We start from the raw sequence: 25,051 nt of genomic DNA on the forward strand, positions 1-25,051 counted from the left end.
ATATTCTAATAACTTAAATTGGTTATTTATTGTTTCCATACAGAAGCTGATTGATGATTAGTTAAGTGGCATAGGAACCCTCTTCAAACGACGACGCTTGGCGAATCTAGCTACAAGTCCATGCAAAGGCGAGAAAATAAACGCTAGGAGAAACAAGATACCTGCAACAGTAATCATAGAGCCTGCAATTGAAGTATCTATCCACTTAGCAGCATAATATCCTCCTGCTGAACAAAGCACACCAAGGATCACACTATACACGAGCATTGTACTAAGCCGGTCGGTAAGTAAGTACGCAGTAGAAGCGGGCACAATGAGCATACCTACAACAAGGATAGCGCCTACGCTCTCGAAAGATGCCACTGTAGATAATGATACAAGTCCCATCAATAAATAATGAAATAGAGCCACAGGAATACCAACAGCCGCAGCCAGCGCTGGATCGAAGGCACACAGTTTGAATTGTTTATAGAACAAACCAACCGCAGCAAGAACCACAAGCAGGGTTCCGCCCAACATCCACACAGCAGCAGGTCCCATATCGTATCCATTCAAAATTAATGTATCCCATTGTACGTAGGCAATTTCCCCGAATAGAACACAGTCCAGATCCAGGTCAATGTTGGATGCATTTCTGCTGATTAGAATAACGCCTATTGCAAATAACGCTGTGAAGACAATCCCAATTGAAGCGTCTCCTTGAAGTCCTCCACGTTGAAGAAGTTGGATGAGAAACACCGTGATTAATCCAAATACCGAAGCCCCTAACAGCATCAAGAAAGAATCACGAGAACCACTTATTAGAAAGGCAATCGCAATCCCTGGGAGCACTGAATGGCTTATTGCATCTCCGATCAGTGCCATTTTTCGTAAAATAAGAAAACAACCTAGTATCCCACAACTAGCTGCTACTAACGAACCAGTAAGTATGATCCAGAAATCACCCATTACTCCGTGCTCCTTTCTACTGCCGCTGTTCTCTGAAGGACTGCATGGGTTCCAACGGATTCAATATTAGGCTGGATTACTCTCCGATTACGAACACGCTGAATCCATTTAGCAATCAGCCCTCTCCCTGGAGCACATACTGCCGAGACAAAAAAGATAGACGTAGATGACAAAACGGTCACAGGTCCTGTCGGCAAATTGGATAGAGTTGAACTAATTAGCGTACCAATTACGCCTGACAGTGCCCCAAATAACCCGGCTAATATAACCATAACCCCTAGTGCATCGCTCCAATAGCGAGCAGCAACAGCGGGAGTAATTAACAGCGCAGCTACCAAGACAACTCCGACTGCCTGTATACCGACGACCACGGCTACAACAGTCATTAATAGCAGAAGTTGCTCTAGGACTGCCACCTTCAGCCCCATTCCCCTAGCAAATCCAGGATCGAAGCTTACCAATTTGAACTCTTTAAACAGTAACGCACAAATTAAAATCAGTAGCAACGAGACAGTGCCCATAAGATAAACATCTGACAGCATCATCGAGGCAGCCTGACCGAACATATATTTATCAAGTCCACTTTGGTTTCCGTTTCCGCTGTGCTGAATTTTAGTCATAAGAACAACTCCGACTCCGAAGAATACGGAAAGTGTAATTCCTAAAGCAGCATCTTGTTTTATCCGCGAGAAAGAAGTGATGATATGAATCCCTAATGTTGCAATCATACCGGAGATAATAGCACCTATCATAAATAAACCCATTGATTTGACCCCACTAAGCATGAAGGCGATGCAAATGCCTGGTAAGGCAGCATGCGCCAACGTATCCCCAAGCAAACTCTGTTTGCGCAATACAGTAAACGAACCAATTACGCCGCTCCCCAGTCCTAATAGAAGAGAGCCCATTAATATCCATCTCATATTGGGATCGGTGAACCAACTTATCAATGTCGGTATCATATCACTGCACCGTCCCTACCGGTACGGTAACAAAATCTTGAAGTAAAGCTAATCGCCCCCCATACGTTTTCTGCAGATTTTCCGGTGTAAATGTCACTTCGGTTGGGCCCTCAGCAACCAAATCTCCGTTTAACAATATGACATGATCAAAATACTCACGTACCGTAGAGAGATCATGGTGAACAACCAGCACTGTCTTACCTTGATTCTTCAAATCATGCAGAAGCTGAATGATCGCCTTCTCTGTCGTAGCATCCACTCCAGCAAATGGTTCATCCATGAAATAGAGGTTCGCATTTTGTGCAAGTGCTCTTGCCAAGAATACACGTTGCTGCTGACCGCCTGATAGTTGACTGATTTGTCGTCCTGCATAATCCTTCATACCTACCTTATCCAAACATTCTGTTGCGAGCTTTCGCTCGGATGCCCCTGGACGTCTGAACCATCCCAAATGTCCATACCTCCCCATCATCACAACATCCAAAGCATTGGTAGGGAAGTCCCAATCCACGGATTCACGCTGTGGTACATATCCAACATTTTTCCGTTGCTCTCGATAAGAACCACCATATATTTTCACTTCGCCGTCTACTATTGGAATTAATCCAAGTACAGCCTTCAGAAGAGTAGACTTTCCAGCTCCATTTGGGCCGAGGATACCTATGAGTTTCCCTGACGGAATTACAAAAGAAACAGCGTTCAGTACAGGCTTTTTCTGATAAGCAACTGTTAAATTGTTAACTTGTAGCGGATTTGAGTTCAGCATTTTAATTCTCCTCTCCTGTAGAAAAAACTACCTATCCTTTATTTCAGTGCATCTACGATCGTGTTTACGTTATGTCGTACCATTTCGATGTAGGTATCCGCATCTGATCCAGGCTCTCCCATTGAGTCCGAATATAATTCTCCCCCAATGTTAACCGAATGTCCTTTCTCCTTCGCCCCTGCGATGACTGCTTCCATTGACTTCGTTGGAATACTGGACTCCACGAATACCGCTTTAATTTTATTCTCTACAAGAAAATCACGTAACTTACTTACATCTTTTGATCCATATTCAGATGCGGTACTTATCCCCTGTAGACCCATTACTTTCATTCCATAAGCTTCGCCGAAATATCCAAACGCGTCATGAGCAGTTACTAATATTCGATCATTTTCTGGAATTTCCAGAATTCTATCTTTAACCTCAGCATCTAGTTCCGTTAATTTGTTAATGTAAGTCTCTGCATTTTTCTTATATTGTTCAGCATTTGTTGGATCATATTGCACCAACGCATCATAAATCGTTTCAGTAGCCGAAATCCAGTGCTTAACGTCAAACCAAATGTGAGGATCATATTGAGACCCGCCCGCATCCTTTCCAGATCTCAGAACAGCACGATCTATATCCTTTGAAACAGCGACAGTTAATTTTTTATTTTCCATTTTTTCTAAAATTTCTGTCATCTTACCTTCTAAATGTAATCCGCCGTAGAAAATAACCTCCGCGTCTTCAAGTCTCTTCATATCTCCTTGTGACGCTTTATATAAATGAGGGTCTACTCCTGGTCCCATCAATCCAGTTACGACTACTTCTGTTCCACCGACTTCTTGAACGATGTCGGAGATCATTCCTATCGTTGTAACCACTTGGATAGGTGAACCACCACTAGCCCTTTCAACCCGATTCATCTCTCCATCAACTCTTGAACATGCTGATATAATAATTAACACTAGAACACCTATTGTCATCTTCGCTCTTTGTAACGGGCTCTTCTTAACTTCCAACTGCTTTCCCATTTTACTTCCCCTCCCATTTGATGTTGGTTTTTGTTGTACGTACGAACAATTGTTTCCCTAGGTATCATATGTTGTATATACTTAAAAATGTTTCCCTAGTGCAAATCTTAACTCAAGAGGATACAAAAAGGCAAGAGGAATTTACCCTCTTGCCTAAAAATGATTTTAATCGACTCATCCCAATTCCATCATTCCGTCGTATCGGACTTACCTTTATTATCTACATCTACGTCTGTGTTATCTTTCGGTAGTAAATTCTTCTTCGGCACTCCATTCAGACCGTACTCCCAATCATACGCATCAAAAATTTTGCGGGCTACTGGCGCGGCACTGGAAGCACCAAACCCACCCTCGGGAATGACAACTGCGACAGCCAATTTAGGTTTATCACGTGGAGCAAATGCGATAAATACACCATTATCTATATTTTTTCCTTTGAAGGTCTGCTCCGATGTTCCTGTCTTGCGGGCATAATCGTATGGAAAACCATCAAAAGTTTGGTTTATCTTAGTTTCCATTCCACCAATAACTGTATCCCAATAAGTATCACTAAAGTAGATTTCATTTAGAACTTTCGGCTCTATTTCTTCTATAATATTTCCCTGTTCATCTGTAATTTTACTAACCAGATGCGGTTCCATCCGTTTACCTCTACTTGCTAAGGTCGCCGTATACTGAGCAAGCTGCATCGCAGTATACTTGCCTTGTTGTCCGAACGACGCAAGGGCTAAGCGAGTAAGTGCGGTCTCGGATTCAGTGAAATATTCCAATTTACCTCTAAACTCATTTGGTAAATCTACCCCTGTAACTACACCTAACCCAAATTCCTTCATGTATTTATGCCATAAGTCTATACCTTTGGCGCCATCTCTCTTATATAACTTCTCTCCAACCATATCCACCATAAAGGTGTTTGATGATTTACGAATGGCATCAATCGGTCTAAGTGAGCCGTATGGATGGCTACCTGAGTTACGTACACTAGCAGAGTCGTTTTTCCCAAAATAAGCGATTCCTCGGTCATTATAGGTAGTTGTAGTTGTAAACAACCCCTCATTCAACCCAACAAGCACTGATAATGGTTTAATCGTTGAGCCTAACAAGACGGTCGATTCAAAATTATGTCCAGACCTTCCCGAGCTAAACGGTGTAATCGTCCCGTTCTGGTAGTTGGTTTCAATTTTCTTATACTCCTCGTTCGAAACGCTCCCCGTTTGCCATATATTTGTGTCATAATCAGGCATACTCGCCATAGCAATCACTTTCCCCGTATCCACTTCCATCGCTACTGCATATCCAGTTTTGGCATCAGGATGGGCCTTACCCGATACTGGGTTGCCCTGGAGCCAGTCAAGTTGATACATAATTGCTGCTTCTGCAGCAAGTTGCACCTTTTTGTTGAGTGTTATATGTATGTCATAGCCCTTTTCTGGAGGAGTTACTTCGGGAATTCCAATTACCATATTTCGTGGATCAATCTCGACGCTCTTATATCCATTTTTGCCACGAAGGATGTCCTGATAATACAATTCCAGTCCATCGTATCCAACCGTTTCGGTTTCTGTATAATGCAGGGATGGAACCGTTTCCTTTTGTGCTCGGATCTCTTTATAATAAGGTAGGCTGGTTGAAGCATTTTCATATTTTCTTATATAGCCAACGGTCTGTACGGCCACAGTATCTTTATCATAATGTCGAATACTCTCTTCTACGACGTCTATACCAGGAAATTGATCCTTCCGCTCCAAGAAATAAGCCATCTCTTCTTTGGATAAATCGAGTTTTATCCGACGAGGTGAAAATCCACCATTCTGTCTATAATCAATATCCATAGCGTCAATGATTTCTTTCAAGGTTAATGCTACTCCATTCGGATCACCTTTCTCATCAAAAACCTTCTTCAATTTCTCAGCAAGAGCTGTGGCCTCTGCTCGATCCTCCACCTTACTGTAGTCCTTCTGTAAAGTTATATATAGTGATTGGATCGGAGTAGAATAAGCTAATTTCTCACCTCCGTCAGCAATAATTGAGCCTCTTGAAGGAGGAAGTGGCACTTCTTTTAACCTCATACTGGTTTCCTGCTGTGAAAGACTTGGCCCCTCAACAAATTGTAGAACTGCTAGTCGTACAATAATGACGGTAAAAATAACAAATATACTAAAGAAAAATATATTCAGTCGAATATTAAAATGGCGCTGCATCGCACGCTCTTGTTCACCCTGATCTTCTTCAGAAAATATATTTTTCATATCCAGTACACCTCATTCCTACTCATCACAACCTTATATGAGCACAACGTAATACACTTTTGTAAAGTTACACTCTTCTGGAAATTTATATAATGTTTTTCGTGGTTTATGTCTACACACAAAAAAAGCAAGAGGTTACTTACCCTCCTGCTTAAAATAATAATTATTCAATTTATAGCAAATATATTACTCCGTCGTATCGGATTTCCCTTTATTTTATTCACCTACGACTGTGGTATCTTTCTGTTGCAAAGTTTTCTTTGGTACTCCATCTAGACCGTATTCTTGATCATATGCATCAAAGATTTTACGGGCTACCGGCGCAGCGCTGTAAGCACCAAATCCACCCTCTGGAATAACAACGGCGACAGCGAGTTTCGGATTATCACGTGGAGCAAATGCGATAAACACCCCGTTATCTCTGTTCGCACCATCCCCCCATTGCTCTGAAGTTCCCGTTTTACGAGCAAAGTCGTATGGGAAACCACTAAAAGCATTGTTTACACTAGTTGACATTCCACTGATGACTTCCTTCCAATAGGATTCATCAAATTTAATTTCATCCAGCATTTTGGGTTCAATTTCCTCGATAACATTTCCATCCGCATCGGTAATTTTCTTAACTAGTTGCGGTTGCATTCTCTTCCCATGACTTGCAATTGTCGCTGTATATTGAGCAAGCTGCAAGGTCGTATATTTCCCTTGTTGACCGAACGATGCATATGCCAATCGGGAAAGCGCAGTTTCTTTCTCATTCGTATATTCCAGTTTACCTAGATATTCATTCGGAAGGTCTACTCCAGTGGATACACCCAGTCCAAAAGCCTTCATATATTCATCCCATTTATCAATACCCTTGGATCCATATTTGTTCCACAGCTTTTCACCTACCATATCCACCATAAAGGCATTGGAGGAATGAAGAATGGCCTTTGCTGGATCAAGACCACCGTATACATGACTACCTGAGTTTCGAACACTAGCAGAGTCGTTCTTTCCGAAATACGCAATCCCTCGGTCATTATAGATGGTTGAAGTTGTAAATAACCCCTCGTTCAAGCCGATAAGAACCGATAATGGTTTGATCGTAGACCCGAGCAAAATGGTCGATTCAAAATTATGTCCCGAACGCCCCGAGCTAAACGGTGTGATCGTCCCATTTTGATAGTTGGTTTCGATTTTCTTATAGTCCTCGCTCGATACGCTCCCCGTCTGCCAAATATTTGTATCATAATCAGGCATACTCGCCATCGCAACCACTTTCCCGGTATCCACTTCCATCGCTACCGCATAACCGGTTAGTGCTTTAGGATGTGTCTTACCAGACACAGGATTCTTATGAACCCAATCAAGCTGGTACGTTATCGCTTCTTCCGCAGCAATTTGTACCGTTTTATTAATTGATGTGTGAATGTCATAGCCCTTTTCAGGAGGCGTTACTTCCGGAATCCCGGTAGCCATATTTCGTGGATCAATCGCGACGCTCTTATATCCATTCTTGCCACGAAGGACATCCTGATAGTAAAGTTCCAGGCCGTCGTACCCAACATCTTCAGCTTCTGTGTACTGTAGAGCAGGGTCTGTTTGTTCTTGTGCGCGTAAATTCTTATAATATTCTAAACTTGTTGAAGCATTTTTGTACTTTTTTATATAACCTACGGTTTGTACAGCCACCGTATCTTTATCATAATGCCGAACACTTTCTTCTACGACCTCTATGCCCGGAAATTGATCTTTCCGTTCCAAGAAATACGCCACTTCTGCATCTGATAAATCAAGCTTAATTCTACGAGGTGAAAATCCACCATTCTGTCTATAATCAATATCCATTGCTTCGATAATTTTGTCCAAGGTAAGAGGTGTTGCATCTGGATCTCCATTTTCATCAAAAACCTTCTTCAATTTCTCGGCAAGAGCCGTAGCCTCTGGTCGATTCTCCGCTTTACTATAGTCCTTCTGCAGCGTAATATACAACGATTGTACAGGCGTGGAATATGCCAGTTTCTCGCCCCCGTCAGCGATAATAGAACCTCTTGTCGGAGGAAGTGGTACATCCTTTACCCTCATACTGGTCTCTTGTTGTGAAAGGCTTGGCCCTTCAACAAATTGTAAAATTGCAAGTCTTACGATAATGACCGTAAATATGGCAAATGCACTAAAGAAAAACATATTTAGACGAATATTAAAATGACGCTGCATCGCAATTTCTTGTTCGCGTTGATCGTCAGAATAGACATTTTTCATTTTATTTCTCCCACTTTCATTCCTACTAAGTCACACTATTCATATTAGCATAACGTACTAACGTCTTGCGAAGTTACACTCTTTTTGGACTTTTATACGATCTTGTCCGCGACGTGAGTCTCGCTGAAACCGGGAGAATCAAACCAATCACCACTGCCAGCCCAAGTGGAATCCAGTGGAATCCACTTCTCTTTCTCTGGAATGTACACTTCATTCCAAGCATGCGGACCGTAACCACCCTGGCCATCGTACCCAAGTCCGGTTACTACTTTTACCTCTAACCCTTGAGATCTAGCCATGATCGCATACAGACGAGAGTAATCAATACACACTCCACGCTTCGTATCGAAGGTCATTTGCGGTGTCTGCTCATGCCAAATTCCTTTTTCTTCATAATCCTTAACTTTATCATTATCATACACAATGCGTGATCCAACCCAATCATACAGAAGACGGGCTTTCTCCTCTTCACTCGCTGCCCCTTCAATGATTTTCGCAGCAGCTTGTTCAATATTCTGAGGGACATTGGCATCAATCACTTCATATTTCCGTTGCAAAATCCCATTTAGTTCTACTTCCACACTGCGGGTAAATACCGGAAGTTTCTCTTTTATTAGATTACCCGAAAGTGGCTCAATTACATTACGTGCTCCTTGTTGATATACGGGTGACGCCTCTACATAACGACTGAAGTTACTGGTAGGGAAAAGTGTCACCGCAATGAACAAAATAGCAATGATAACCAGGCTTCTAGCTACGCCAATGATCGCACCAATCCCCACTCCAACTAGTCTCCCCAGTAAGGAAGCAGGGCGTTCCTCGTTGAAAGAACGCCTCCCAAACAGCGAACCTCCTCCAATAATAAATCCTAAGATCATCCCAAGTAAGAACCGGAACAATACATAACTGAGAATAAACAGTACAGCAAAACGCATCAACGGAAAATCTCTTACCGCTGTTGCCAATGTATAGTATACCTGCTCCCATTTAGCTAAGTCCCGCTCGGGCAGCGTCAGATTATTAGATAGTAAGCTTTGTACAGTAGGTGAGATCCACAAAGTGAATGGAATAGATACCCCTATTCCAAGGAGGGTCAGAACCCCACCACTTAGGAGTGTAAACAATCTTCCGGCAGATCGGGAAGCACCTCGCATTAAGCCTTGAAGGGCAGAACCCAATAAGATAATAATCAACAATATAGTAATCAGGTTATACTCACGCAGACTCGCAATCCAAGCTTCCGTCATGTCTGCCTCCTATCTAGATGACTTAGGTTAAGACTAACTGCCCTGAACTATTTAGAATTCCTTGTTGCCTCTTGAATGAAGGCTTCTACAGTATCGTCTACCGTCCATTCTCCCAATGAAATCCCGTGAGACACTACTTTCACTTTATCTCCACCAATAGTTCCGGTTACTTCTACGTCTGGGTTCGAGATAGTTATTATAAATGTACCGTCGCTATTCTGGGTAAACTTGGCATCCTTGGCTCTACTCTTCATGACATTCAACACTTGGTCTTTACCAATGCTTGTTGCCTGCTCCGTCACGACCGATACAGCACTACTCAGATCTTTCAACGAAAGCCCACTGTAAATGATAATAAACGCCGCAATGACAAGTACAAGCGCCCATTTTACGACCGTCTTCACGAAATTCAAGATCAAGAAAAGGACAACCAATGCAACAACAATGACCAACCAGTTCTCTTTTAGAAACTCAATCCATACTTGAACATCCATCATATCCAACTCCTAAACATCATTTTATTAGAACAGGTTAGTATATCTTTCTTGATCAAAAGCTGACTTTATAAATAACCTCTCTTATTATACATGATGGCCCGAGTGTGTGTCAGCTTAACCCCTATTTCTTGCAGAAAGCCCTAAATTAAGGACAACCTCCATAAGATTTTAGGGGTATAAGTCCGTCCCAAGAAACGTACAAGTAGATTAGTGACTTATGTGAGGAGGGCAAGATATGAAAATGGCTTTTTGGCTTTACTTTTTTATGTTTCTGGCTTTCTTCGATCTCCACGCCCAATATCCGATACTAACGCCTTTCGCTCTATCGCTAGGTGCTGCACCGACGTTCATCGGATGGATGATGGGTATTTATGCACTAACTCATCTCCCAGGGAATTTGATCGCTGGTCAAGGCGTGGACCGGCACGGGAGCCGCGGTTATATGATCTTTAGTATGATTACCGCTGGGTGTATCCTACTGCTGCAAGCCCATGTGACGGAGCCTTGGCAACTGCTTACATTACGTTCAATCAGCGGTTTTGTACTCGCCTTTCTATCACCCGCCTGCTTGGCTCTCCTTGCTTCATTATCCACAAACCAGACACAGCAAGGTAAACTAATGGCTGGGCATGGAGTTATGCACACTTTAGCTTCCGTGGTATCTCCAGCTGCCGGAGCCTTCCTAGTCGCCCAAGTCGGATTCAAGCTAACCTTTCAATCCCTAGGCTGGTTGTTAATCGCGACTGGCATTATTGCTATCTTTACAATCAAAGAATCCCGAAAACCGAAGCCTTCCCTTACCGAAACGGGAGTCACACCAAAGCAGAAAGTTCCCATGAAACTAAACATCATCCCGCTACGAGTTTATTTACTTCCCTTAGCTGTAGCATGTTCACAGGGAATCCTATTCTTTGAACTACCCATGCGAGCAGGAGGAAAGGCTGGAATTATGCACACGGGACTCTATTTCTCCATCATCAGTTTGGGAGCTCTTGTCACTCTCTCTATGCTATTTCTGAATCGCCTTTCACCTTACAAAAGGGCACATTACGGCATTCTAGGGATCGCCTTATCTTTCTTCTCCCTAGCTGCATTGCCATCCATTCCACTAGAGGTATCCTTATTCGCTCTCGGAATGGCCAAAGGTGTTGTCTTCCCTGCGATCGCTTCTCTCTTTATCGATTTGAGTGGGGGACAGCGACTTGGCACGGTATTCTCTTTACAGTCGATTGCAATGTCCATTGGATCCTTTATCGGTCCGATTGTTGCAGGGATGATTCGGGAAAGTTATTCACCTTACTTTGTCGGATTCCTGTTACTTATGTCTGTACTACTCCTTGTTCCTTCCGTGCGTAAACCGCTTGTTCCTACTACTCCAATCAGCGCGCCAACAAGTATGACTTAGCTTTCAGTGAAATTAAACTCACATCTCAAAAGACAATCTGTTATTTCAGGGATTTTTAGGCTATTGTACAGGGCACCCCGTCTAAGACCTACATAATATATCTTGTAATCACTTACCCGATGAGAAAGAGGGGTGAACGTAAATGAGCCATCTTGAAAATTGTGGACCTGGTCAGATCGCTCCAGTTGTTTCAGCTTGTAATATCTGGACCACAACAGGTACGATCCTTGTATTGTATATTTTATTAGTGATCGTTCTTCGTGCTCCTCTACTACTGTAATTTCATCCTATGCCTACGCGATACGCGCATCAAATGCGGTCTGCCTTCAGTGGTAGACCGCTTGTCCTGGTCTCATTGAATTTTGCATGAGTATTGGTAAGGAGTATACACTAGTAGGGTACGTTAACTCCCTACAGAGGTGATCACCATTGCCCATCTATATCATTGTCGAAGGTAAAAATGACCGCATCAAACTAAGTCACCTACTCCAAGAGGATGAAGTGAATATTCTTTGTACCTTTGGAACCCTTAATGCCACTAAATTCGAAACCCTTCAGGAACAGGTGGGAGAAGATGAAGTACTCCTATTTCTAGATAACGATACTTCTGGCAGAAGAATTCGCGGCATCTTAAGAGAGGTCTTCCCTGATGCAATCCATATGTATACACGAAAAGGATATGCCGGTGTCGAAGGGACGCCCGATGAGTACATCATTGCACAATTAGAAAAAGCCGGTTTGGAGGCATACATTCTGTATCCTCCACCCGACCTAATATAGTCCATCCATGTGTATGTTGTTATTCCTTGGATAAATCCGCGACACCTTGAGCAATTTCTGTAGCCGTGACTTCGGGTCTGTATATCTCACGAAGTTGACCATCCCGATCGACCAGTCCAATGAGATCCATATGAACAAAATTCCCAGTCTGATCTTGATTGATTAGTATTTTAAAAGAGTTCATCGCCAGATCCATAACCTTCTGCTGATCTCCCCGGAGAAAATACCAACCGGAGTAATCCGCTCCAAATTTGTCCCCGAATGACTTGATCTCCTCACGGGTGTCACGCTCCGGATCGAACGAAATCGAGACAATCGTCGCATCCTTAGCAAACAAACCTTTCTTCTTCAATTCATCCTGCACCTGACTCAGCCTGAATGTAGTTAGAGGACAGACATCATTGCATTTCGAGAAAAAGAAATAGAACAGTCTTACCCTTCCGTTCGTATCCTCTAGTGTAACATTCTTCCCATCTACATTCTCCAAGGAGAAACTCTCCACTGGCCGAATTACTGGCAATTTGGGCTTAGACCATGCACCCCATAACAAATATCCAGCCATGATGACACATAGCGCTAATAGAATCCATGTCCATTTGTACTTTTTAAGTAAAATCATACCCGGACCTCCGTTATTCTCGGCATCAACTCATCCCTAATGGGCATTGCTTATGCAAAAGCACTCTCCATAAAATATTAAGTATGTGCAAAGTGCATCTCATGATGTCGTCCCTAAGAAGGGAGGTTTTATGGGTATGAAACTGGTGTTAAACTAGAACCGTACTGTATCCAGAATGATCACAATTAAATTGATCGTCAAATAATTAATAGAGAACAAAAATACCTTCTTAGCCCAAGCATCACTGTCCTGGGAACGAATTCCTTTGAGCGCCATAAAGAGCCATGCTAATGAGAGAACCTCACCAATAACTAGGAACCACATTCCTGTATAATCGTAGAGATACATTAAGATTGGAATTGGGATCAGCAATACGAGATAAGGAAGCATTTGGAGCTTAGTTCTTGGAATCCCCTTTACTACGGGCAAGAGCGGATAACCTGCTGCACGATATTCTTCTACACGCCGAATTCCTAATGCCCAAAAGTGAGGTGGCTGCCACAGGAACAACATGGCAAACAATAGGATAGCTCCCAAATCAACGCTACCTGTCACCGCAACATAACCGATTACTGGTGGCATAGCCCCTGATATTGCGCCAACTGAAGTACTCCAAGTCGACGACCGTTTCAGCCAAAGAGTGTACACAACTACGTATACAAACATGCCAACTATTCCAAACAAGCCTGCTAGAATGCCGGAAAAACCAAACAAGACAGCCAATCCAGCGATTCCTAAAATAACTGCATACCAAAGTACTGTTTTGGGTGACATTTTACCTGTAGGAAGAGCTCGATTCTTAGTCCGTTCCATCTTAGTGTCTAACTCACGATCGAAGTAATTATTGAATACACAGGAAGAAGCCATAACCAGCATCGTCCCAAGCAGTGTCATAATAAGTTTTCCATATTGTAGATCCCAATGAGATGCTAACCAGAATCCAGCAAACACCGCGATCATATTGGAACGCAGAATTCCAGGCTTCGTTAAGACAATAAAATCCTTCCAAGTCACCGATTCTCCTGGAGGAGTTGGTCTCACGGATAAGGTAGCGGAATCCGCAGGAGCATGATAACTTATGTGTTTAGCCATGCGTTCAGTATTCCTCCTAACAATTCGTTATATAAAATTTGAGAAAAACATAAATAAATCTCTTACTATGAACTTTATCATATCAAACACTCGAAGTGTTTAAAATTCCTCCAATAACGCCCGGGTTATTATGACAATTCCGTGACAACAATATAAAAACCCAGGTAAACTTTACCCGGGTTACTTTATATTCCCCCTCCAGTTAAAGAAGGACAAAATCTATTTTTCCAAAAATCCCATTAAACGCTGTACTTCTTTTAAAGTCTTCTCGGCTGTTTCTGATGCTCTTTCTGCGCCTTGAGACAAAATGCTACGGAGTTCACCAGACTCCCTTACATCGCGATAGCGCTGTTGCATCGGTTCAAGCAATCCTACAACCGCTTCTGCTAAATCCTTCTTGAAAGGCCCATACATTAGTCCTTCGTAGCGCGCCTCTACTTCAGGGATCGATATCCCTGTACATTGACTATATATAGTAATTAAATTACTCACTTCAGGCTTATTCGCCGGATCGTACTTCACTTCACTACCCGAATCGGTTGTTGCCCGGCTAATTTTCTTGCGGATAACATCCGGTGCATCTAGTAGCGCAATGAGACTGCCTGCATTTGGATTACTTTTACTCATTTTCTTAGAGGCGTCATCCAGTGACATAATACGTGCTCCTACTTCCGGAATATACGGATCAGGAATAGTGAAATACTCACCAAAGCGGCTGTTAAACCGGCCCGCAATATCGCGAGTAAGTTCTAAATGCTGCTTCTGGTCTTCACCAACAGGAACAAGATCCGCATTATAAAGTAGAATATCTGCCACCATAAGAGCCGGATATACAAACAAACCAGCCCCAACTGATTCTTTACCCTCAGATTTATCTTTGAACTGGGTCATTCGCTCCAATTCTCCCATGGAGACCAACGTCGTCAGCAACCATCCGAGTTGTGCGTGCTGTGGAACATGCGATTGCATGAAAATGTTAGCTTTATTCGGATCAATTCCAGCTGCAACGTAAAGCGCAGCTACCATTTCAGATTGTTCTCTCAGGGCAGCTGGCTCCTGAGGTACAGTAATGGCGTGAAGATCAACCACCATAAAATTACAAGCATATTCATGCTGTAAATCCACAAAATTTTTCATAGCCCCAATATAATTTCCAAGTGTTAATTTCCCGCTGGGCTGGATGCCGGAGAGTACTTTTTTCATATTATTCGTCCTCCTCAAAGATTAATCCATCTTCATGTATATCTAAATCAAAACACAAAAAAGCCCACAGTCCGCAAGGGACGTGAGACCGTGGTGCCACCCTTATTCGCCAGAGATCAGGAAAACAAAAAATCAAGATCATAAGGCCTTAATTGTTCCATAACGGGGAACTCCCGGCAGGCATATTTTGAAGGATACCTTCATTTCTGCTCAGCACTCTGAGGTCCATTCAACATAGTGGTTTCTCCGGTTCGCATCATCCACCGGATTTCTGAAGAAAATCCACATTGCCTACTTATCCCCATCATCGCGTTCAGTTATAATGATTTATAGGTCTTATCATAAGTGTGATTTGTGTACAATGTCAAATCTGTTTTTCGTCCAAGAGAAAAAGTGTTATGATAGGTCTTAGCTTAACTAATTGATTAGATTATTATGTGGGAAAAGGAGTACCGATATGAAAAAAGTGACCAAAGGGCAATGGAACGGTTACGACACGTACATCTTACATAGCCGCGAACTTGATGTCACGCTGCTACCCCGCCTCGGCAATAGTGTAATTAGCTTGTGGGATCATGTTCAGCAGCGAGATGTGCTGCGCCGCCCGGAAGAGAGCGATCTTGATTTCTACCTACAGAAGCCTTACCATTTTGGAATTCCACTACTGATTCCTCCGGGACGAATAAGCAAAGGTCATTTCATTCATGACGGTCAGGAATACCAATTTGACCGTAACACGGCAAATGACAACCATATTCATGGGTTGCACCGTACGCAAGCATGGTGTGTTAGCGACATTGAAGAAGATGAAGAAGGTTGTGCCGTGACGACAGAATTTATAACTTCGAGCGATCCGAATTGGATAAGGCAATATCCTGTCCCACTCAAGTTAGAAATGACGTTACGCTTGCAGGGAGCTTCTCTAAAACAAACATTTAAGATTACTTCGTTAGGACAAAATGCTGCTCCATTCGGATTAGGACTTCACACCTGGTTCCTTATCAATGGTGAACCTGAGAAGTGGAAGTTACAGCTTCCTTGTTCTGGGATTTATCAATTAGACGATGAGTTACTACCAACTGGAGGGATCTCCCCTCTCGGAGAATTAGAGCAATTGAACGAAGGACTAAATTTGAAAGGAACAAATTTCGATACGCTCCTTCAGATTGGTGATCTTCCTGTCGAAGCTCTCTTAACCCGTGATGACGGTTATGGTCTACGTTACACAGCTGACCCAACATACTTCAAGCATTGGGTTCTATATACTAAAGGCGAAGCAGATCAATTTCTGTGCATAGAACCTTACACGTGGCTGCCTAATGCACCAAATTGTAATTTGCCTAATGAAACAACTGGCCTAATTGAAATTCAACCTGGCCAAACCATTGAACTAAACGTCAATCTTGACTTAATTCATCCATCCGCTACTTAAATATGATCTTCGAAGAAGAGCTTCTCACTTTTAGTGGGGCGGCTCTTTTTTTGACTCATTTGACCCATTAGAAAATACAACAATTACCACTACTATATTTGAGAGTTCATCTGCATATTTTAGAGTTTGAAAACCATACTAACATTCATAAAGGCCGAAGGAGGTGAGATACATGGCAGGTCAAAACCGCTCTAACAATCTTGTTGTACCTCAAGCGACTGCTGCACTACAACAGCTAAAAATTGAAGCAGCTCAAGAATTGGGCGTTCAAATTCCAGCAGACGGTTACTACGGGAACTACACTTCTCGCGAAACTGGCTCCCTAGGGGGTTACATTACTAAACGTCTGGTTCAATTGGCAGAACAGCAATTGTCGGGTCGTCAATAGTATTCTCTTTCTCAACCAATAGGACAACAGGCGGTCTGCGTATGCAGATCGCCTGTTTTTGTTTCTCTGTAAATTTACTATGTTATTATTTTCACTTATGAAGTCATATCTGCGTTATAGTCTTGGTATGTAGTGGAAGATTCTTTTCTGGCGTAGCGATGTATCATCAAATTAGCCATATTGTAGTTAGACTCCATTATGGCATCGACGACTATCATCTCTTGACGTAGTGCAAATTCATAGCTAATTTCCCCATGAGTCCAGTACCGTTTGAATTTCAATGCTTCAATCGCCATAGCTCGGAATGACTGTAGTTGAACTACTGTCAATCCTTTATTCTCTTCTGTCAGACGACCATTTCGGCCAGCAATCGGATTATGGCGGATGCCAAATTTCCCAATAGCGTTATTGCGAATTTGTATGAAAACAATTCCTGAGGTCATTCCGGAGAGTTCCGTATCTAGTTCTCTAAACACCATGTCAAGTTGTCTGGCGAGTGAAAGTTGATCGGTTTGCAGAATATCCACCCTCCTTCCATATTATAATATGATTGCCTATTTATAGGGCTTATGTCTCATTATATTCCAATATTTTGTACCCTTCAACAACAAACAACAAAATTGGTTATATATTCCTATAAATTTAATATATTGAATTCATTATCCCTTACCATTCGTCAATTTCCCTGAAATTGCGACATGCTTTTTTAATGCTTTATGCACAGAAAAAAAGAAAGCAGATCCCTCATTTAAGGGATCTGCTCTATATTAGCTCGTTAGTTCGTCAATTCAAGGAACGCTTCTACATCTGCAATCGCTAAAGACATCGCTTCGCGCCAGAAATCTGGTTTTGTCAAATCAACACCTAGGTGTTTAGTAGCAAGTTCTTCAACTGTCATTACACCAGTGTCCCTCAGCAGTGCATCATACTTCTCTGCAAATGTTGCACCTTCACGCTGCGCCTGAGCGTAAATGCCGGTACTGAACATATAACCAAAGGTATAAGGGAAATTGTAAAATGGGACATCTGTAATATAAAAATGTAACTTCGATGCCCAGAAATTTGGGTGATAGCTACCGAGTGCTCCATGAAATGCTTCCTTCTGAGCTTGCTCCATCAAAGCAGATAGCTCAATCGCATCTAAAGTACCTTGCTTGCGTTTCTCATAGAAGGAAGTTTCAAACAAGAACCGGGCATGAATATTCATGAAAAAGGCGATACTCCGTTGAGCTTTATCAGCCAAGAGACCTATTTTTTCTTCCTTAGTGGCCGCATTCTTAACGAGCGCATCAGCTAAGATCATTTCAGCAAAAGTAGAGGCTGTCTCCGCTACATTCATCGCATAGCCCTGATTGAATTGCGGTAAATCCTCCATTAAATGTTGATGATATGCATGACCAAGTTCATGGGCCAAGGTTGAAAGATTGGAGACGGTACCTCCAAAGGTCATAAATACACGTGTCTGTTTGCTTGCTGGCAACGAGGTACAGAATCCGCCTGGACGTTTCCCAGGACGATCCTCAGCTTCGATCCAGCGATTATTAAATGCTTCAACTGAAAAGTCTGCTAATTTAGGACTAAAGTTCCTGAATTGTTCTACAATGTCCTGTGCCGCTTGATCGTAGGTGATTTTCCCAACGGAATCACCGAGGGGAGCATCCACATCACACCAATTCAAACGTTCTAAACCAAGAAGCTTTGCTTTACGTTCCAGATAAGCCACAAATACGGGTTTGCTCTCTTCAATGACTTTCCACATTGAATCTAGGGTTTCCCGGGACATCCGATTGATGGCAAGCGGTTCCTTCAGAACATCATCCCATCCACGTCTCTCATACAGCTTAAGTCGGAATCCGGCAAGACGATTCAGCGTGTCCGCACAATAATCGGCAGCTTCGCCCCAGGCTTTCTCCCAATTGACGAATGTTTCTTCCCGAACTGTTCGATCTGGATCGTCTAGTTTGTTCGCCGCCTGACCTACGGAGAGCATCATAATCTCACCATTCTCATCAGAATGAGGAATACCTACTTTTGCAACAATCGTATCATAATGTTGTCCCCATCCATGATAACCATCAACAGCTAAATCGGAAGCAAGGCTTTCAAGTTCAGGGGATAGTTTCTCCTGTGCTTCACTACGTTTCTCGCTAAGCACAAATGAAATAGGTGATATCTCATCTCGTGCAATCCAAGCTTCCCATACTTCATTCTCTGTGTTCCGCAGAACGTTCTGAAACAAAGTCATTACATTCTCTAACCGAGCGTACAGCGCAGTAACTTTACCAGTGAGTTGTACCGCTTTTTTGTCCTTCTGATTCTGTGCAGTCAAACAAGATGTAAAGCTGCTGACTTCAGATATTCTCGAAAGGGCACTCTGTAAACCCTCAATAATAACATCGTATGAAGTTGTTTCTTCAGCGGATTGCGGAGTATTCTTATCGTTAATATGATTATGTAGAACGGCAATATCCTCTTCCAGTTTTTCTAGAAAAGTATGCAATTCTTTAGATGCCGAACCTCCAGGGAAAATAGAGTCTAATTCCCATGTGGGGTTAATTGGTAGAGATAGATGTGTCAAGCTAAATCATCCTTTCTTATCTTTTAGTATTGATGTGCACCGACCAATAAGTGTATAACTATAAGAGGTTGTAGTTACCAAATTGAATAGGAGGGATCTTCATCATATGAAACCACTGCAAATATCAGCGGATACCGCTGTTAAGTTAGCTGCCAAATTAAATGTGCCGCTTGAACAACTCATGCATATGCCACAGCATATTCTGCTGCAAAAAATCGCAGAATTAGCCAAAGAGGAAGCCGCTTCTCCCTCGTCCACTGATCCGGATCACTCGTCATGATTCCTTTCAATAAGTCACTGCCTTACGACATCATCCTGGGCGACGTATTTGCGCAAAAGTGCCCCTTTTGTAGCATTGATAATGTACTACTCCCTATGAAACCCAGTGAAGTAAAGAGCGTCCAAGAAGGCAAGAAGAAGTTACTCGTATTTCCGTGCTGCAGAAATAAGCTTATTATTCTAGACAGTGACAATGATTATTTATTAACCAACACGATAATCCGTAGATAGTTATGCCAAAGTGGCTACAAAGGGACCGTTCTCATCAGAGAACGGTCTCATTGTCATACCCTGGCATGGTTGATGAAGCGAAACATTAATTCTGCATTTCCTCCGGCAGTTCGTGCCCACCGTTCATCATTTCTTCACGTAGGAGCTTCCATTGTTCCCGTGACGCTCGTATCATAGCCGCATCTACAATTTTCTTGTCATTAATGACCCGCGAGAACCATTTAACCGCATCATTATAATTACCAATGCGACGGTTCAATTCACCAATCAAATACATAAGCCTGGCATCTGAACCACTGACTCCTTCATTTTCATAAACCCGTATGTAAGACTCCATAGAATATTTCAGGAACCGCTGTTCTTGTTCGTTGTTTTCCTTATAGCGATACAACCAAGCAATATGATGCAGTAGAGATGCAATCATCCGCTCTTTCTCACCAATGGTTTGAGCGCATAGCAATCCAAACTTATATGATTCTAGTGCCGCTTCCCAATCACGTTGTCCTCCATAATCCTTCTTCACAAAACGACTTGCAATGGCATCCTGAAACTTCTTACGCTGAACATCAGATAACCGATCCATTGAGTTTTCCGTAGAAGCAAATCCACAAGCAGGGCAGATTCGTACGACATAAAAGTCAGGATTCTCCCGCTTATAGTAGCTACAAAAGTCAGAGTCGTTGCGAATCGCACGTTTGAAACTAGGACGAACTCTGGAAGTTAAAAATTCATTCTCGCAATATATACATGTTACTTTAATCTTATAAAGAGGCTCTAGTTCCTTTTTTTCTAGTTCCTTTTTTTCTAGTTCCATTAGTCGTTTCCTTTCCATATGCCACAAATGGGCACGTCGATGTTGTGCTACTGTGATGTATTTACAACTTCCAAAATATTTGTGCATTCTTATCTCATATTATACCATACCCAAAAAAATAAAAGCTCCTAAAGGAGCTTTTACGTATAGATATTTATGACTAATAACTGCGCCAATCCTCTTCACCTGAATGGACGAGAGATGCACGAATGACGTATACAAAGACGCATACAAGAACACCTGCAACAAAACTCATAACAAATCACTCCATCCACAATTCATTATTTTTTCGAAGTCAATGATCCTTTAGTCATATTCTATCATAAAAGGTTCAAGAAATCAGTTTTTTTGAAACCGCTTTCTTTATTTTTTTTGTGCTGTTTGTCCCACTCCATACATACACTTCATTATTGACTTCAAAGTGGAGGGATTAACATGAAGATTAAGCGCTGGGCTACCTTGCTCCTACTCATTGCTGTTCTGGCTCTGGGGGTGCTTATGTTGTCTTATCCCGTTGCCTCTTGGGAAGCGGGGGTACGGGGTCTGGCTATTTGGTGGGACGTGTTGTTTCCATCCCTGTTCCCCTTCTTCGTGATTTCCGAGGTCATGCTTGGGTTTGGTATCGTCCATTTCTTAGGCAAATTGCTTGATCCACTTATGAAACCCTTGTTCCGCATACCAGGCAGTGGTGGCTTTGTAGCCGCTATGGGCTTTGCATCAGGATATCCGGTTAGCGCTAAGCTAGCTACCCAATTGCGCCTACAGAAACTTATTACCCAAGTTGAGGGAGAACGACTTGTCGCATTTACAACCTCATCCGATCCCATTTTTCTGATCGGCGCAGTATCCGTTGGTTTTTTCGGTAATCCGAAATTAGCTGGAATACTAGCCCTTGCACATTACGGAAGTGCAATACTACTCGGGTTAATGATGAGATTTTATGGTACAAAAAGTAACAATAAGGAACATTCCCCCATCGTCTCCGCGGCAAATCATAGGCACCGATTTAGTATACGGGGGGCGCTTCGTGCTATGCACGAAGCCCGCATGAAAGACGGACGGGGCCTAGGCGAATTACTACAACAAGCCGTGACTTCCTCCTTACAACTCATGGCTGTAGTCGGCGGTCTCGTGGTATTCTTCTCTGTTGTTCTCGAAGTATTAACCGCCTCCGGGGTAATGACCACATTGTACTCAGGTTTGAGATTTCTACTCCCTTTCGCGGGTCTTCCACCTGCATTAGCGGAGCCCTTACTCGGTGGACTATTTGAAGTTACACTTGGAGCCAAGGCAGCCGCAGCTCCAGCCTCTGTGCCTCTCATATTTAAAGCTTCGGCTGCGGCCTTTATTCTATCGTGGGGAGGTCTGTCTGTTCATGCCCAGGTAGCCAGCATTTTGAACGGAGCCGATCTCCGTTACCTTCCTTTTTTAATAGCTCGCCTACTCCATGCCATTTTGGCCGCCATCTTCGTGTTACTACTCTGGCAACCTGTCATGGGTACTCTTCCGGTACTATCTCCACTATTCTCAATCGAGGGAGTCGTAGGACCTATAGGATGGGGCGGTTTCCCCAGTGCTTTCCTGCTATTTCTTAAAATCATATCCACACTTCTTATTTTGTCTGTTCTAACAGTAATCATTCGCAAGAATCTTATATCAACAAAAACCAAGGGTGGTTACCGAAAATGAACCGTTGTGTTCTGTTTGAGAATTGTTTATGATCTTTACAAAAGGAAAATTAAAGGAGCTTGTCATCTTGAGATATTACGTTCTTGATCGTGGAGATCAACTGTCCGTTGATTTATGCGAGACGTTCCATAGATTGGCACCGGAGTATGGTTTGCAACTTGATGCAGAAACACCCGACATCGTGATTTCCATCGGAGGAGATGGCACGATGCTTCACGCTTTTCATACGTTTATCGATCGCATTCCTTCCATCGCATTTGTTGGTGTACATACTGGACATCTAGGTTTCTACGCCGATTGGAAAAGTGATGAGATCCCGGAGTTAGTTCGTCTTATGGGCAATCAAGGCGGGCTAGGGAATTTACAACCAAGGATTGTACAATACCCACTGATCGAACTAGAAATCGTTAAGAGATCAGGAACATCCTCTATCATTTGCTTGAATGAGTTCACTTTGAAAAGTGTAGATGGAACGGTCATGGCAGAGATCGATATTAATGACCAAATGTTCGAGATGTTTCGGGGTGACGGAATTTGTGTCTCTACTCCATCGGGTAGTACGGCATATAACAAAAGTCTTGGTGGTGCCATCATTCACCCTTCCATCGAAGCTCTACAAATATCAGAAATTGCATCGATTAATAATCGGGTATTCCGTACAATGGGTTCTTCTCTAGTGCTACCAGCCCATCATCATTGCGATATCTACTCTCGCAAAGAACAGAACCTGATGCTTACCATTGATCATGTCAGTATGCCTGTCAACGATTTGATTTCGGTTCGTTGCCAAGTTGCCAAACAGAAAGTTAGCTTCGTCCGCTACCGACCTTTCCCTTTCTGGACTCGTGTGCGGAACGCATTTTTGGGGTAAAGAGATATTGTTCATCTCTATTCCCATCTTAAAGGCGGATGATCTCCGAAGGAGTCATCCGCCTTCCTCTGTGATTTTCTCATTCATGTATCTAGTAAATCTTATTCATAGAAAGGATGGTCATCAAATGATTATCAAAAAATTACGGCATGGTGCTCTTATCTCACTTTTAGCAATTTCTCTGATTGGGCTACCACATACAGCAGGTGCAGCATCAGTAACCACTGTTACCAATTCTATTTCTTCTGATACTACAGAGACGAATGAGTCTTCTGATCTAGCAATTATTCAGGAAGTATTGAATTATTTAAATGCTTACAACATCGAAGGAGTTGAAAGAGAAGCGTTTATTGAGAATGCTATAAGAGGCATGGTCTACGCACTCGATGACCCTTACAGCGATTATTACACCAAAGAAGAACTTCAAGATTTCATGAACGGAATGAATCAACAATACGTGGGTATCGGTGTAACGCTACGTTTTACTGATGAAAAGTTATATATCACGGATGTACTCGCAGGGTCTCCGGCTCAAAACGCGGGTCTACGTCAAGGCGATGTCATCGTGAGGGTTGGAAGTCAACCTGTCACTTCAGGTGAAGACATTTTACTAATACAGGGTGAAGAAAATACCGAAGTCGTTATTACCGTCATTCGCAGTGGTAAAGCGTTGACCTTTCCTATCACGAGAGCAAGTTTTGTTCTCCCTTCGGTCACTAGCCACTTTATCGACTCCAGCAAGATTGGCTATATCGCAATTGCTTCATTCTCTGAATCAGCGGATAAGGAATTTGTGACTGCTCTGAATAGTTTGCGTACAGCAGGGATGAGGTCACTGGTTCTCGATTTACGTGACAATCTTGGCGGGTATGTCGATTCGGCCGCGAAAATTGCCAAGCATTTCATCAAAGACGGTATCTTAATGTACACCGCAGATCAAAGCAATCAATTAGAGCCTGTCCTAATTAAAGATGGTGAGGATATTGGAATGCCTGTTGTCATACTGACCAATGAGTTAACTGCCAGCGCTTCTGAAATATTAACCGGAGCACTTCGTGATAATGGTGTCGCTACAGTCATTGGAGCACAAACCTACGGTAAGGCCCGCATCCAAAATGTTTTTTCATTATCAAATGGGAGTTCCTTAAAATTAACCGTCGAACACTATTTAACTCCGAAAAAGGAGGACTTTAACCATATTGGGTTGAAACCAGACATTGAAGTTAACAATAACGAAGCAGCCCAACTCATTACTGGTTTATATAAAGCAGGACTCAGGCAAATAGAAGTCAGCGGTAGCCGTTCATCCTTAAGTATTAACGGTGTATCTTTCAGCGGATATATTGATGTTATTCAAAATGGCAGTAAAGTGTATGCCCCATCTCGATTGCTAACTTCGCTGGTACGTGGCAATGTCAACTGGAGTAAAGAGAATCAAAAACTCACAGTGACTGACATTAACGGAGTTAAGGCGGGATTTACCAAAGCTGCTTCCAGTGTCAAAACCGTTAATAATGAAACCTATGTTGAACTACACGACTTCCAGAAGAAATTCCCGACAATAAAGTGGGATTATCAACAAGGTGTCTTGAACATCGCAGCCAAATAAATGAACAAAGAACTAGGAAACAAGCTGGTTCCTGTACACAATAGGAATCAGCTTGTTTAGTTTACGTTATGCTCTATTTTCGATGTAATCTATCTATAGCATGATACATTCTCAATAAGTTAAGGAGTGCAC

24 protein-coding genes are annotated in these 25,051 nt (G+C 42.6%); 10 read left to right on the plus strand and 14 right to left on the minus strand.

What is annotated here, in order from left to right; all coding sequences use genetic code 11:
• Window positions 1–57: 57 nt before the first annotated feature.
• From EJP82_RS01900 to EJP82_RS01935, 8 genes are all read right to left on the minus strand, one after another.
• Window positions 58–948, minus strand: coding sequence for a metal ABC transporter permease (locus tag EJP82_RS01900; RefSeq protein ID WP_127190305.1), 891 nt, complete (start codon window positions 946–948; stop codon window positions 58–60).
• Window positions 948–1,910: a metal ABC transporter permease gene (locus EJP82_RS01905; protein WP_127190306.1), complete on the minus strand. Its 963-nt coding sequence runs from the start codon at window positions 1,908–1,910 to the stop codon at window positions 948–950. Before EJP82_RS01905 ends, EJP82_RS01900 begins: the two co-directional genes overlap by 1 nt.
• A gap of 1 nt (window position 1,911) precedes the next feature.
• Window positions 1,912–2,676, minus strand: a complete 765-nt coding sequence (locus EJP82_RS01910) for a metal ABC transporter ATP-binding protein (RefSeq protein ID WP_127190307.1) — start codon at window positions 2,674–2,676, stop codon at window positions 1,912–1,914.
• A gap of 38 nt (window positions 2,677–2,714) precedes the next feature.
• Window positions 2,715–3,692, minus strand: a complete 978-nt coding sequence (locus tag EJP82_RS01915; RefSeq protein WP_148125747.1) for a metal ABC transporter solute-binding protein, Zn/Mn family — start codon at window positions 3,690–3,692, stop codon at window positions 2,715–2,717.
• Between the two features lie 188 nt (window positions 3,693–3,880).
• Complete coding sequence (locus EJP82_RS01920; RefSeq protein WP_127190308.1) at window positions 3,881–5,941, minus strand: peptidoglycan D,D-transpeptidase FtsI family protein; 2,061 nt, start codon at window positions 5,939–5,941, stop codon at window positions 3,881–3,883.
• A 216-nt stretch (window positions 5,942–6,157) separates the two neighbouring features.
• Entirely contained in the window at window positions 6,158–8,185 is a 2,028-nt protein-coding gene (locus tag EJP82_RS01925) for a peptidoglycan D,D-transpeptidase FtsI family protein (protein ID WP_127190309.1), read from the minus strand.
• 92 nt (window positions 8,186–8,277) lie between these two features.
• On the minus strand, window positions 8,278–9,432 hold the full coding sequence (locus EJP82_RS01930; protein ID WP_127190310.1) for a transglutaminase domain-containing protein: 1,155 nt from the start codon (window positions 9,430–9,432) through the stop codon (window positions 8,278–8,280).
• Window positions 9,433–9,479: 47 nt separating this feature from the next.
• Window positions 9,480–9,929, minus strand: coding sequence for a hypothetical protein (locus EJP82_RS01935; RefSeq protein WP_246053944.1), 450 nt, complete (start codon window positions 9,927–9,929; stop codon window positions 9,480–9,482).
• A 235-nt stretch (window positions 9,930–10,164) separates the two neighbouring features.
• On the opposite strand from EJP82_RS01935, the gene EJP82_RS01940 reads away from it, so the two are divergent.
• The 3 genes from EJP82_RS01940 (at window position 10,165) to EJP82_RS01950 (ending at window position 12,114) form a co-directional block, all read left to right on the plus strand.
• A complete protein-coding gene (locus EJP82_RS01940; protein ID WP_127190311.1) occupies window positions 10,165–11,334 on the plus strand; it encodes an MFS transporter in 1,170 nt (389 codons plus the stop codon).
• 142 nt (window positions 11,335–11,476) lie between these two features.
• Window positions 11,477–11,614, plus strand: coding sequence for a sporulation protein YjcZ (locus tag EJP82_RS01945; RefSeq protein WP_127190312.1), 138 nt, complete (start codon window positions 11,477–11,479; stop codon window positions 11,612–11,614).
• 149 nt (window positions 11,615–11,763) lie between these two features.
• Window positions 11,764–12,114, plus strand: a complete 351-nt coding sequence (locus EJP82_RS01950; RefSeq protein ID WP_127190313.1) for a toprim domain-containing protein — start codon at window positions 11,764–11,766, stop codon at window positions 12,112–12,114.
• 19 nt (window positions 12,115–12,133) lie between these two features.
• Here EJP82_RS01950 and EJP82_RS01955 read toward each other — a convergent pair whose 3' ends face one another.
• The 3 genes from EJP82_RS01955 to trpS all read right to left on the minus strand — a co-directional run bounded on the left by EJP82_RS01955 (window position 12,134) and on the right by trpS (window position 15,028).
• Window positions 12,134–12,733 (minus strand): SCO family protein, encoded by a 600-nt coding sequence (locus EJP82_RS01955; protein WP_127190314.1) that lies wholly within the window; start codon window positions 12,731–12,733, stop codon window positions 12,134–12,136.
• A 153-nt stretch (window positions 12,734–12,886) separates the two neighbouring features.
• Window positions 12,887–13,825 carry a heme o synthase gene (cyoE, locus tag EJP82_RS01960; protein ID WP_127190315.1) on the minus strand — a complete coding sequence of 313 codons (939 nt, stop codon included), beginning with the start codon at window positions 13,823–13,825 and terminating at the stop codon, window positions 12,887–12,889.
• A gap of 219 nt (window positions 13,826–14,044) precedes the next feature.
• Complete coding sequence (trpS, locus tag EJP82_RS01965; protein WP_127190316.1) at window positions 14,045–15,028, minus strand: tryptophan--tRNA ligase; 984 nt, start codon at window positions 15,026–15,028, stop codon at window positions 14,045–14,047.
• A 457-nt stretch (window positions 15,029–15,485) separates the two neighbouring features.
• Between trpS and EJP82_RS01970 the strand changes: the two genes are divergently transcribed.
• Together EJP82_RS01970 and EJP82_RS01975 are read left to right on the plus strand one after the other, a co-directional pair.
• Window positions 15,486–16,460, plus strand: a complete 975-nt coding sequence (locus EJP82_RS01970; RefSeq protein WP_127190317.1) for an aldose 1-epimerase — start codon at window positions 15,486–15,488, stop codon at window positions 16,458–16,460.
• A 172-nt stretch (window positions 16,461–16,632) separates the two neighbouring features.
• On the plus strand, window positions 16,633–16,848 hold the full coding sequence (locus tag EJP82_RS01975) for an alpha/beta-type small acid-soluble spore protein (RefSeq protein ID WP_127190318.1): 216 nt from the start codon (window positions 16,633–16,635) through the stop codon (window positions 16,846–16,848).
• A 95-nt stretch (window positions 16,849–16,943) separates the two neighbouring features.
• Here EJP82_RS01975 and EJP82_RS01980 read toward each other — a convergent pair whose 3' ends face one another.
• Window positions 16,944–17,369: an O-methyltransferase gene (locus tag EJP82_RS01980; protein WP_127190404.1), complete on the minus strand. Its 426-nt coding sequence runs from the start codon at window positions 17,367–17,369 to the stop codon at window positions 16,944–16,946.
• A 254-nt stretch (window positions 17,370–17,623) separates the two neighbouring features.
• A complete protein-coding gene (locus EJP82_RS01985) occupies window positions 17,624–19,426 on the minus strand; it encodes a M3 family oligoendopeptidase (RefSeq protein WP_127190319.1) in 1,803 nt (600 codons plus the stop codon).
• A 106-nt stretch (window positions 19,427–19,532) separates the two neighbouring features.
• On the opposite strand from EJP82_RS01985, the gene EJP82_RS01990 reads away from it, so the two are divergent.
• Both EJP82_RS01990 and EJP82_RS28270 read left to right on the plus strand, forming a co-directional pair.
• Window positions 19,533–19,706 (plus strand): YycC family protein, encoded by a 174-nt coding sequence (locus tag EJP82_RS01990; RefSeq protein ID WP_127190320.1) that lies wholly within the window; start codon window positions 19,533–19,535, stop codon window positions 19,704–19,706.
• A complete protein-coding gene (locus EJP82_RS28270; RefSeq protein ID WP_127190321.1) occupies window positions 19,703–19,936 on the plus strand; it encodes a hypothetical protein in 234 nt (77 codons plus the stop codon). Before EJP82_RS01990 ends, EJP82_RS28270 begins: the two co-directional genes overlap by 4 nt.
• Before the next feature lie 85 nt (window positions 19,937–20,021).
• Here the strand turns inward: EJP82_RS28270 and EJP82_RS02000 are convergent, their stop codons facing one another.
• Window positions 20,022–20,750, minus strand: coding sequence for a DUF2225 domain-containing protein (locus tag EJP82_RS02000; protein WP_127190322.1), 729 nt, complete (start codon window positions 20,748–20,750; stop codon window positions 20,022–20,024).
• A gap of 435 nt (window positions 20,751–21,185) precedes the next feature.
• On the opposite strand from EJP82_RS02000, the gene ylbJ reads away from it, so the two are divergent.
• The 3 genes from ylbJ (at window position 21,186) to EJP82_RS02015 (ending at window position 24,919) form a co-directional block, all read left to right on the plus strand.
• Window positions 21,186–22,439 carry a sporulation integral membrane protein YlbJ gene (ylbJ, locus tag EJP82_RS02005; protein WP_127190323.1) on the plus strand — a complete coding sequence of 418 codons (1,254 nt, stop codon included), beginning with the start codon at window positions 21,186–21,188 and terminating at the stop codon, window positions 22,437–22,439.
• Between the two features lie 67 nt (window positions 22,440–22,506).
• Window positions 22,507–23,310, plus strand: a complete 804-nt coding sequence (locus EJP82_RS02010; protein ID WP_127190324.1) for an NAD kinase — start codon at window positions 22,507–22,509, stop codon at window positions 23,308–23,310.
• A gap of 127 nt (window positions 23,311–23,437) precedes the next feature.
• Window positions 23,438–24,919, plus strand: coding sequence for a S41 family peptidase (locus EJP82_RS02015; RefSeq protein WP_246053945.1), 1,482 nt, complete (start codon window positions 23,438–23,440; stop codon window positions 24,917–24,919).
• Window positions 24,920–25,051 lie beyond the last annotated feature (132 nt).

It is taken from the genome of Paenibacillus anaericanus (assembly GCF_003994475.1).
In the GTDB taxonomy this organism is placed as follows: Bacteria; Bacillota; Bacilli; order Paenibacillales; family Paenibacillaceae; genus Fontibacillus; species Fontibacillus anaericanus.

What these genes read in the sequence shown, in the direction of transcription:
- EJP82_RS01975 (WP_127190318.1), top strand. Translation starts at nt 16,633, where the DNA reads ATGGCAGGTCAAAACCGCTCTAACAATCTTGTTGTACCTCAAGCGACT.
- cyoE (WP_127190315.1), bottom strand. Translation starts at nt 13,825, where the DNA reads ATGGCTAAACACATAAGTTATCATGCTCCTGCGGATTCCGCTACCTTA.
- EJP82_RS01970 (WP_127190317.1), top strand. Translation starts at nt 15,486, where the DNA reads ATGAAAAAAGTGACCAAAGGGCAATGGAACGGTTACGACACGTACATC.
- ylbJ (WP_127190323.1), top strand. Translation starts at nt 21,186, where the DNA reads ATGAAGATTAAGCGCTGGGCTACCTTGCTCCTACTCATTGCTGTTCTG.
- EJP82_RS01915 (WP_148125747.1), bottom strand. Translation starts at nt 3,692, where the DNA reads ATGGGAAAGCAGTTGGAAGTTAAGAAGAGCCCGTTACAAAGAGCGAAG.
- EJP82_RS01930 (WP_127190310.1), bottom strand. Translation starts at nt 9,432, where the DNA reads ATGACGGAAGCTTGGATTGCGAGTCTGCGTGAGTATAACCTGATTACT.
- EJP82_RS01910 (WP_127190307.1), bottom strand. Translation starts at nt 2,676, where the DNA reads ATGCTGAACTCAAATCCGCTACAAGTTAACAATTTAACAGTTGCTTAT.
- EJP82_RS02015 (WP_246053945.1), top strand. Translation starts at nt 23,438, where the DNA reads ATGATTATCAAAAAATTACGGCATGGTGCTCTTATCTCACTTTTAGCA.
- EJP82_RS28270 (WP_127190321.1), top strand. Translation starts at nt 19,703, where the DNA reads ATGATTCCTTTCAATAAGTCACTGCCTTACGACATCATCCTGGGCGAC.
- EJP82_RS01920 (WP_127190308.1), bottom strand. Translation starts at nt 5,941, where the DNA reads ATGAAAAATATATTTTCTGAAGAAGATCAGGGTGAACAAGAGCGTGCG.
- EJP82_RS01935 (WP_246053944.1), bottom strand. Translation starts at nt 9,929, where the DNA reads ATGATGGATGTTCAAGTATGGATTGAGTTTCTAAAAGAGAACTGGTTG.
- EJP82_RS01955 (WP_127190314.1), bottom strand. Translation starts at nt 12,733, where the DNA reads ATGATTTTACTTAAAAAGTACAAATGGACATGGATTCTATTAGCGCTA.
- trpS (WP_127190316.1), bottom strand. Translation starts at nt 15,028, where the DNA reads ATGAAAAAAGTACTCTCCGGCATCCAGCCCAGCGGGAAATTAACACTT.
- EJP82_RS01905 (WP_127190306.1), bottom strand. Translation starts at nt 1,910, where the DNA reads ATGATACCGACATTGATAAGTTGGTTCACCGATCCCAATATGAGATGG.
- EJP82_RS01925 (WP_127190309.1), bottom strand. Translation starts at nt 8,185, where the DNA reads ATGAAAAATGTCTATTCTGACGATCAACGCGAACAAGAAATTGCGATG.
- EJP82_RS02000 (WP_127190322.1), bottom strand. Translation starts at nt 20,750, where the DNA reads ATGGAACTAGAAAAAAAGGAACTAGAAAAAAAGGAACTAGAGCCTCTT.
- EJP82_RS01990 (WP_127190320.1), top strand. Translation starts at nt 19,533, where the DNA reads ATGAAACCACTGCAAATATCAGCGGATACCGCTGTTAAGTTAGCTGCC.
- EJP82_RS01940 (WP_127190311.1), top strand. Translation starts at nt 10,165, where the DNA reads ATGAAAATGGCTTTTTGGCTTTACTTTTTTATGTTTCTGGCTTTCTTC.
- EJP82_RS01900 (WP_127190305.1), bottom strand. Translation starts at nt 948, where the DNA reads ATGGGTGATTTCTGGATCATACTTACTGGTTCGTTAGTAGCAGCTAGT.
- EJP82_RS01945 (WP_127190312.1), top strand. Translation starts at nt 11,477, where the DNA reads ATGAGCCATCTTGAAAATTGTGGACCTGGTCAGATCGCTCCAGTTGTT.